The sequence below is a fragment of the Methylobacterium sp. A52T genome (genome assembly GCF_053346095.1).
In genome coordinates, this window is sequence record NZ_JBKFBI010000053.1 from 26,556 (window position 1) to 34,328 (window position 7,773).

Annotated in this window: 9 protein-coding genes and 1 pseudogene; 6 read left to right on the top strand and 4 right to left on the bottom strand. The window is 74.4% G+C overall.

Annotated features, from left to right (window positions below; all coding sequences use genetic code 11):
- Positions 1 to 120: 120 nt before the first annotated feature.
- The 4 genes from ACLBYE_RS14855 (at position 121) to ACLBYE_RS14870 (ending at position 2,405) form a co-directional block, all read left to right on the top strand.
- Positions 121 to 666, top strand: coding sequence for a hypothetical protein (locus ACLBYE_RS14855; RefSeq protein WP_447694752.1), 546 nt, complete (start codon positions 121 to 123; stop codon positions 664 to 666).
- A 4-nt stretch (positions 667 to 670) separates the two neighbouring features.
- Complete coding sequence (locus ACLBYE_RS14860) at positions 671 to 1,108, top strand: phage holin family protein (RefSeq protein WP_354455953.1); 438 nt, start codon at positions 671 to 673, stop codon at positions 1,106 to 1,108.
- 5 nt (positions 1,109 to 1,113) lie between these two features.
- Positions 1,114 to 1,485, top strand: coding sequence for a DUF3618 domain-containing protein (locus ACLBYE_RS14865; RefSeq protein WP_020095580.1), 372 nt, complete (start codon positions 1,114 to 1,116; stop codon positions 1,483 to 1,485).
- Positions 1,486 to 1,604: 119 nt separating this feature from the next.
- Positions 1,605 to 2,405 carry a hypothetical protein gene (locus tag ACLBYE_RS14870; protein WP_447694753.1) on the top strand — a complete coding sequence of 267 codons (801 nt, stop codon included), beginning with the start codon at positions 1,605 to 1,607 and terminating at the stop codon, positions 2,403 to 2,405.
- Positions 2,406 to 2,589: 184 nt separating this feature from the next.
- Here ACLBYE_RS14870 and ACLBYE_RS14875 read toward each other — a convergent pair whose 3' ends face one another.
- Together ACLBYE_RS14875 and ACLBYE_RS14880 are read right to left on the bottom strand one after the other, a co-directional pair.
- A complete protein-coding gene (locus ACLBYE_RS14875) occupies positions 2,590 to 4,107 on the bottom strand; it encodes a malonate--CoA ligase (protein ID WP_020095582.1) in 1,518 nt (505 codons plus the stop codon).
- Positions 4,108 to 4,223: 116 nt separating this feature from the next.
- Positions 4,224 to 5,633 carry a malonyl-CoA decarboxylase gene (locus ACLBYE_RS14880; protein WP_056524651.1) on the bottom strand — a complete coding sequence of 470 codons (1,410 nt, stop codon included), beginning with the start codon at positions 5,631 to 5,633 and terminating at the stop codon, positions 4,224 to 4,226.
- Here ACLBYE_RS14880 and ACLBYE_RS14885 point away from each other — a divergent pair.
- Positions 5,632 to 5,793, top strand: coding sequence for a hypothetical protein (locus ACLBYE_RS14885; protein ID WP_447694754.1), 162 nt, complete (start codon positions 5,632 to 5,634; stop codon positions 5,791 to 5,793). The genes ACLBYE_RS14880 and ACLBYE_RS14885 overlap by 2 nt on opposite strands.
- A gap of 84 nt (positions 5,794 to 5,877) precedes the next feature.
- On the opposite strand, the gene ACLBYE_RS14890 is transcribed toward ACLBYE_RS14885, so the two are convergent.
- Complete coding sequence (locus ACLBYE_RS14890; RefSeq protein WP_447694755.1) at positions 5,878 to 6,069, bottom strand: hypothetical protein; 192 nt, start codon at positions 6,067 to 6,069, stop codon at positions 5,878 to 5,880.
- A 333-nt stretch (positions 6,070 to 6,402) separates the two neighbouring features.
- On the opposite strand from ACLBYE_RS14890, the gene ACLBYE_RS14895 reads away from it, so the two are divergent.
- Positions 6,403 to 7,578 carry an MFS transporter gene (locus ACLBYE_RS14895; RefSeq protein WP_447694756.1) on the top strand — a complete coding sequence of 392 codons (1,176 nt, stop codon included), beginning with the start codon at positions 6,403 to 6,405 and terminating at the stop codon, positions 7,576 to 7,578.
- Here ACLBYE_RS14895 and ACLBYE_RS14900 read toward each other — a convergent pair.
- Positions 7,571 to 7,773 (bottom strand): annotated as a pseudogene (locus tag ACLBYE_RS14900) (threonine-phosphate decarboxylase); the annotation flags it as partial. The gene ACLBYE_RS14895 and the pseudogene ACLBYE_RS14900 sit on opposite strands and share 8 nt — an antisense overlap.

Below are 7,773 nucleotides of genomic sequence, written 5' to 3' on the forward strand. Positions count from 1 at the left end.
CGCATCGGAAGGGCGCACAGGGACCGGAACCCGCGACAGCCGAGTCGGTTACTCAGCCATCGCGGGGCCCGCGGTCGCCGCGAGCGGCCCCGTCCCCGCGCCGCGAGGAGTGTTTTCGAGATGGCCGGCAACGAGTTACCGCAAGGCACCCCCGCGGATCCGATCGCGGATCCGCACCGCGAGGGGTCGCACGCCGCGCCGCACGACGCGCCCCACACCGCCGCGGAGGAGCGCGCGCAGTGGCGGGCCCTCCAGGGCGACGTCGAGGGGCTCGCCGACGTGGCGGCCGAGCGCGGGCGCGGCCTGCTCGACGCGGCCCGGCTGCAGGCGCAGAGCTACGTCGAGCAGCGCAAGAGCGACGCCGCGCAGTCGGTCCACGACCTGGCGCAGACGATCCGCAATTCCGGCCGCGATCTCGGCGACAAGCCGAACGTCCGCGCCTTCTTCGACAGCGCCGCGGACGGGCTGGAGCAGCTCGGCTCCTCGATCGAGCGCCGCAGCCTCGGCGAGTTCTACAGCGAGGCCGAGTCCTTCGCCCGGCGCGCGCCGGTGGCGGTGGCCGTGGGGACCTTCGTGGCCGGCCTGATCGCCGCCCGCTTCATCAAGTCGTCCAGCCTGCCGCCGGAGGCGCCGGACGGCGACGCCCGCGACAGCTTCCGGGCCTGACGCCATGACCTACGGCTCCGACCCGCGCCAGGCGGGCCCCTCCACGGGCCCAGCCACGGGCCCCTCCAGCATCCAGAGCCTGATCGGCGACGCCCTGCGCGAGACCAACGAGCTCGCCCGCAAGGAGATCGCGCTGTTCCGGGCCGAGATGGCCGGCAATGTCCGCCAGCTCATCGTCGGCCTCGCCTGCATGGTCGGCTCGGCGGTGTTCGCCGTGGTCGCCCTGCTGGTCCTGATCGGCGCCTTCGTGAAGTGGCTCGCCACCATCGTGGGCTCCGAGTGGCTCTCGGCCCTCATCGTCGGCGGCGTGCTGCTGCTCCTCGCCCTCGGGATGGCCCTGTGGGCGCGCAGCGTCCTCTCCCTCTCGACCCTGGCCCCGAAGCGCACGACGCGCCAAGTCCGCCAGGATGCCCAGGCCCTCTCGGAGCGCGTGTCCGGATGAGTACGATGAACGACCTCGAGAAGGAGATCGAGGAGAGCCGCGCCCGGCTCGACGACACGATCGACCGCATCCAGGGCCGGCTCTCGGTGCCGAATCTCGTGGACGAGATGCTGGGCAATGCCCGGCGGGTGCCGGCCCTGAACACGACCTACGATTCGGCCCTGGAGGCGGTGCGCCGCAACCCCGTGCCGGTGCTGCTGATCGCGGCGGGCGTCGGCCTGCTGTTCAACCGGATGGCCCGCGACGCCCAGCGCCGCCGCACCGAGGTCTCGGCCGAGCGCGTGCCCACCCTGAACACCGGCGCGGCGCGCGGCTACGACCCCGACCGCCCGACGGTCCGCCCGGCCCGCGATCCGCTGGACACGACCGAGATCTGAGGACCGGACCCGTCCGGGTCCGGCCGGATCCGGGATGAGACACCGCGCCGCCCGGCCGGACGACCGGGCAGACCGGCGCCGAAGGCGGGCCGCCGAGACCGACATCTGAGGACAGCGCCATGACCGACAAGCCGGGTATCCCCTCCAGCACCCCCGAGCAGCTCGCCGCCGCGGCGGGGATGCCGCACGGCGCCGACGACAAGAGCCTGCGGCCGGATCCGGCCGGCCTCGGCGACCCGGGCGCGCCCGGCACGGCCGCGGGCGACTTCACCCTCCGGCCCGATCCGCGCGGCCTGCACGACCCGCTCCGGCCCGGCGCGGCGACGGGCTCGCACGACGCCGCCCAGGACACGGCCCAGGACGCCGCTTCGGCCGCGAAGGACGGTATCCGGGCGGCGGGCGACCGGGCCACCGAGTTCGCCGGGCAGGCGCGCCGCACCGTCTCGGGCCTCGCCGACGACATCAACGACCGCCTCGGCGGGGCGGCCGATCAGGCGCGCGACCGCGCCAGCGCGGCCTACGACGAGGCCCGGGAGCGGGCCGGCGCCCTCCATCGCCGCAACATGCGGGCGCTGGACGACCTGACCAACCAGGGGATCGAGGGGATCAACCGCGGGCGCACCGCCGTCGAGCGCTTCGTGGACGACAACCCGCTCCTCGTCGGCGTCGTCGGCGTGGCCGCGGGCCTGCTCCTCGGCGCGCTGCTGCCGCGCACCCGCCAGGAGGACCGGAGCATCGGTCCCTGGGCCGACGAGGTCCGCGACCAGGGCCTGCGCTACGCCCGCGAGGTGACCAATATCGGCCGCGAGTTCGTCCAGACCGCCCTCGATCCGGACAACCTCAACGCCGCCGCCCGCAAGGTGGTCGATCCGGAGAGCCACACGCCGCCCGCGGGCGAGCGGACGCAGCACAATCTTTGATCCGGCCCTGATCCGGGTTCCGGCTCGGGCGGGCCGCTCCCACACCGTCGTCACGAGCGGAGCGAAGTGACCCAGGGTCGCGCCACGTCCGGAAGCGTGGCGCCGCGCTGGGTCGCTTCGCTCGCGAGGACTGCGCGGCCTCGGTCCGGCTCCCTCTTGTCCATGGACCGGGCGGGAGCCCGAATCAGTCCCGATACAGCCCCGCATGCGCCTCGCGGAGCAGGTTCTTCTGGACCTTGCCCATGGTGTTGCGCGGCAATTCGTCCACGAACAGGACGCGCTTGGGGCACTTGAACCGGGCGAGGCGGCCCTCCAGGGCGGCCTGCACGCCGGCCTCGTCCGGGCAGCCGGCGCCGCCCACCACGACGGCGGTGACGGCCTCGCCGAAATCCGGGTGCGCCAGGCCGATCACGGCGGATTCGACCACGCCCGGCAGGGCGTCGATCTCGGTCTCGACCTCCTTCGGGTAGACGTTGAAGCCCCCCGAGATGATCAGGTCCTTGCCGCGCCCGACGATGTGGACGTAGCCCCGGCCGTCGACCTTGCCGAGGTCGCCGGTGATGAAGAACCCGTCGGCCCGGAACTCGGCGGCGGTCTTCTCGGGCATGCGCCAGTAGCCCTGGAACACGTTCGGGCCCTTCACCTCGATCATGCCGACCGCGTCGGGCCCGAGGGCCGCGCCGGTCTCGGGATCGACCACCCGCAGGGACACGCCCGGCAGGGGGAAGCCCACCGTGCCGGCGACCCGGTCCCCCGCGTAGGGGTTCGAGGTGCTCATGTTGGTCTCGGTCATGCCGTAGCGCTCGAGGATGGCGTGGCCGGTGCGGGCCTGCCACTCCCGGTGCGTCTCGGCGAGCAGCGGCGCCGAGCCCGACACGAACAGGCGCATGCCCCGGGCCGCCTCCGGCGTCAGGCCGGGCTCCTTGAGGAGCCGGGTGTAGAAGGTCGGGACGCCCATCAGGGCGGTCGCCCGCGGCATCAGGCTCAGGATCAGCTTCGGGTCGAGCCGGGGCAGGAACAGCATGGAGCCGCCGCTCGCCAGCACCGTGTTGGTCGCCACGAACAGGCCGTGGGTGTGGAACACCGGCAGGGCGTGGATCAGCACGTCGTCGGCGGTGAAGCGCCAGTACGCGACCAGCGTCCGGGCATTCGACGCGAGGTTGTCGTGGGTCAGCATGGCGCCCTTGGAGCGCCCGGTCGTGCCCGAGGTGTAGAGGATCGCCGCGAGATCCTCCGGACCCCGGGGCACGTCCGCGAAGGCGGCGCCCGCATCGGCGGCCCGGTCTGCGGCCTCCGCGGCGCTGCCGCCGCCCGCCGCGTCGAGGGTCCAGACCTGCCGGACGCCGGCGGCGGCCTCGGCGAGCGCGTCGCGCCGGCCCGGGTCGCAGACGAACACGGTCGGCTCGGCGTCGCCCAGGAAGTAGCCGATCTCCGCCGGGGTGTAGGCGGTGTTGAGCGGCAGGAACACGGCGCCGGCCCGGACCGCGCCGAGATACAGGAAGATCACCTCGGGGCTCTTCTCGACCTGCACGGCCACCCGGTCGCCGGGCGCGACGCCTGCCGCCCGCAGGGCCGCCGCGTAGGCGCCGGAGCGGGCGATCAGGTCCGCGTACGCGTAGCGGCGCCCGTCCGGCGTCTCGATCACGGTCTTGGCGGGATCGGCGGCGCCGTCCCGCACCAGGGAGAAGAGGTGGTTCGTCATCGTGAGGCTGGGCTATCACGGGCTATGGGTCGCGCGCACCCATAGCCGCCCGGAGGCCCCCTCGGCGAGCCCTTTCCGGCGGCGCGTCGTCCGCGTGGTCCGGTGAGTCGCGACGCCTACGCCTCGGCGAGCACCACGGCCCGGGGCGGCGGCAGCTTGGCGCGCAGCTCCCGGGTCACCGCCGGGGCCGCCACCACGGTGCCGAGATTGGCGTAGGTCTCGTGGTTCCGCTCGATGGCCGCGAGGTCGTAGAGGTAGTTGACCATCAGCCCGTGCGACTGCGCCAGCCCCTTCTTGGAGGTGTCGCCCAGGAAGTTGATCCGGTCGAGGCGCGCGCCGTTGCCGAGATGGAACCGGGCCACCGGGTCGAGGGGGCGCCCGCGCTCGTTCTTGGCGCGCAGGAAATAGGCGGCCGCGGCCGGGATCAGCGCCCGGCGCACCGTCTCGGCCCGGGCCTTGTCGGCCGGCCAGGCCGGGTCGTCCAGCGCCCGCAGGGTCTCGACATCCTCGGGCAGCAGGCCCTGCGGGCTGTCGGCCCGGCGCTCCCGCGCCAGCCACGCCGCGAAGCCCGGCACCGGCGAGAGCGTCACGAAGGTCTTGAGCGTCGGGACCTCGCGGGTCAGGTCCTCGACCACCTGCTTGATCAGGAAGTTGCCGAAGGTGACGCCGGCGAGGCCCTTCTGGCAGTTCGAGATCGAGTAGAACACCGCCGTGGTGGCCGCCTGCGGCTGCAGCGGCTTGCGCTCCTGCGACAGGATCGGGGCGATCGCCGGGGCGATCTGGTCGGTGAGCGCCACCTCGACGAAGATCAGCGGCTCGTCGGCGAGCGCCGGGTGGAAGAACGCGAAGCAGCGCCGGTCCGGCGGCTCGATGCGGGCGCGCAGGTCGTCCCAGCCGGAGATGGCGTGGACCGCCTCGTAGCGGATGATCTTCTCCAGGATGTGCGCCGGCGTCGTCCAGTCGATGTGGCGCAGCACGAGGAAGCCGCGGTTGAACCACGACGCGAACAGGTGCTCGAAGTCGCAGTCGAGGCTGTCGACGGCATCCATCAGGGCGGGGTCGGCCTCGTCGCCGGCGCGCAGGGCCCGGCGCAGGTCGAACAGGTCCTCGCGCATCCGCACGAGGCTCAGCGTGCCGCCGCGGGCGAGGTTGAGGCGGCGAATCAGCTCCTGGCTGCGCGGCTCGGCGGCCTCGTGCAGGCTGCCCAGGCGGGCGCGGGAGGGCGCGGCGCGGTAGGCGGCGATCGCCTCGTCGACGGCGGCGTGGTCCGCGTCGAAGTCGAGGGCGATGGCCCGCAGGAAGGCGTGGCGCTCCGCTTGGCCGAAGCTCGCGTAGCGGTCGAGGATCAGGCGGGCCAGCGCCACCCCGGAGGCCTCGCCGCGCCGGGAGATCAGGTCCTCGCAGAGCTTGACGAGGTCGCCGGCGCTCGCCCGGGGCCCGATGTCGCCGCGCCCGATCCCGATCAGGTCGCGGCCGCGCTCGCTGATGGTCTGAAGCAGGTCGCCGAAGAAGGAGATCGCCGCCATGACCTTCGCACTGACCCCCGTCGACCCGGATTCGAGACGTGTCCGGTCCCGCGACGCCGGCTCGTCGGTCGGGCGCGGGCGGAACCGGACCGGGACGCCGGCGGGCATCCCGGTCCGCCCGCCATTCTACGGCGCCGCGGCCGCCGCGACCAGAGCTTGACCGGTCACGGACACGGGGCTCCCCTTGTGCGGACGCGGCACGAACATCGTGTGACGGGGGTGGTGCGACGGATCCGGACGGTCGTCAGAGCCGCTCGGCCACGGTGGCGAGGTCCGCCCGTTCGCGCCAGTCGCCGACGCCGTGCTGGCGGGCGAAGCGCAGCTCCGCGGCGCGGCGGGCGCGCTCGGGATCGCGGGCCCGCGCGATCGCGACCGAGCCGATCGTGAACAGCACCCCGAGGATCTCCTTGGCGAAGTCGACGCGGTAGTTCGGCATCCCGTACTCCCTGCTGCGGCGGCCCCGGCGCCGTTCGCACGGAACGAAACCGCCCTCTCGTTCGTAGTCCGGTCCGTAAACCTCGCGAGGCCCGGCGCCCGGCGCATCGGTCGCGGCGTCCGCTGGCATGCGGGCGGCGCCGGCTGCGTCTGTTGCATATGGTGCGCCGCCGGCTCCGGTGAAGGGGCCCGGGGCGTCCCGGCAGGGATGCATCGCCGCAGCTTGCCCGGCGGCGCGCTCCGCCCGTATCGCTCGCCGCTCCGATCGCCCTCCCCACACGGACCCGACCATGGCTCTCCCGCGGCGGCCCACCCGCCTGCCCCCGACCCGGCCGTGACCGCACCCCTCGACGCGAAGGCCCGGCTCGGCCTGACGCTGATCGCCGGCGGGGCCGTGGCCAACATCTACTACAACCAGCCGCTGCTCGGCCTGATCGTGGCCGAGTTCGGCGACCGCGCCGCCCTGTGGGTGCCGACCACGGCCCTGGTCGGCTACGGGCTCGGCATCGTCGGGCTCGTGCCGCTCGGCGACGCCCTGCCGCGCCGCGCCCTGATCGTGGGGCAGTGCCTCGGCCTCGCCCTGGCCCTGCTCGCCGTGGGCCTCGCGCCGAACCTCGCCTGCCTCGCGCTCGCCCATCTGGTGGTCGGCGTGCTGTCCTGCGCGGCCCAGCAGGCGGTCCCGTTCGCGGCCGAGCTCGCCCCGGACGCGAGCCGCGGGCGGATCGTCGGCCAGGTCATGACCGGGCTCCTCACCGGCATCCTGCTCGCCCGCACGGCGAGCGGCTTCCTGGGGGCGCATCTCGGCTGGCGGCCGGTCTTCCTGGTCGCCTCCGTGCTGGCGCTCGCCATGGCGGGCATCGCGCGGGCCACCCTCCCCCACACGGTGCAGACGCACCCGCTGCGCTACCGCGCCCTGATGCTGTCGATCCTCCACCTCGCCCGCACGCAGCCGGTGCTGCGCACGGCGAGCCTGTCGCAGGCGCTGCTGTTCGCGGGCTTCAACGCCTTCTGGGCGACCCTGGCCCTGCTGGTCGAGGCGCCGCCCTTCGGCCTCACCGCCGCCGGGGCCGGGCTGTTCGGCGTGATCGGCGTCTGCGGGGCCTTCGTGGCGCCGATCTCGGGCCGATTCACCGACCGGCGGGGGGCGAAGCCCGTGGTCCTCGGCGGCAGCCTGCTGGTCGCCCTGTCCTTCGTGGTGCTCTGGGCGGGGGGCACGTGGTCGCTCGCCGCGGTGGCGCTCGGCGTGCTGCTCATCGACATCGGCATGAACGGCGCGCTCATCGCCAACCAGACCCGCGCCTACGCGCTGGTCCCGGGCGCGCGGGGCCGCATCAACACCGTGCTGTTCACGACCCTGTTCGTGTTCGGGGCGCTCGGCGCCTATGCCGGCTCGCAGGCCTTCCTGCTCGTGGGCTGGCCGGGCGTCTGCGCGGTCGGCCTCGCCTTCTCGGCGCTGGCCGTGATCGTGGCGGCCCGCGACCCGCACCCGCCGGGAGCCCGGCCTACCTGAGCACCCGGGACAGGCGGCACCAGCCCGCCCTGTCGGGCGGCAGCCCGAAGCGCAGGCGCTCCGGCTGCCCGGCGAAGCGCCGCACCGCGATCCCGGACGCCGCGAGCCGCCGGTAGAGGTCCGGCCCGTCGGGGACGTCGGCGGTCCGGAACAGGCAGGTGCCGCCGACGACCCGGCCGCCGGCCCGGGGGGCGC

Coding starts and splice junctions, on each gene's coding strand:
- ACLBYE_RS14865 (WP_020095580.1), top strand. CDS start 1,114: ATGAACGACCTCGAGAAGGAGATCGAGGAGAGCCGCGCCCGGCTCGAC.
- ACLBYE_RS14860 (WP_354455953.1), top strand. CDS start 671: ATGACCTACGGCTCCGACCCGCGCCAGGCGGGCCCCTCCACGGGCCCA.
- ACLBYE_RS14880 (WP_056524651.1), bottom strand. CDS start 5,633: ATGGCGGCGATCTCCTTCTTCGGCGACCTGCTTCAGACCATCAGCGAG.
- ACLBYE_RS14885 (WP_447694754.1), top strand. CDS start 5,632: ATGACCTTCGCACTGACCCCCGTCGACCCGGATTCGAGACGTGTCCGG.
- ACLBYE_RS14855 (WP_447694752.1), top strand. CDS start 121: ATGGCCGGCAACGAGTTACCGCAAGGCACCCCCGCGGATCCGATCGCG.
- ACLBYE_RS14890 (WP_447694755.1), bottom strand. CDS start 6,069: ATGCCGAACTACCGCGTCGACTTCGCCAAGGAGATCCTCGGGGTGCTG.
- ACLBYE_RS14875 (WP_020095582.1), bottom strand. CDS start 4,107: ATGACGAACCACCTCTTCTCCCTGGTGCGGGACGGCGCCGCCGATCCC.
- ACLBYE_RS14870 (WP_447694753.1), top strand. CDS start 1,605: ATGACCGACAAGCCGGGTATCCCCTCCAGCACCCCCGAGCAGCTCGCC.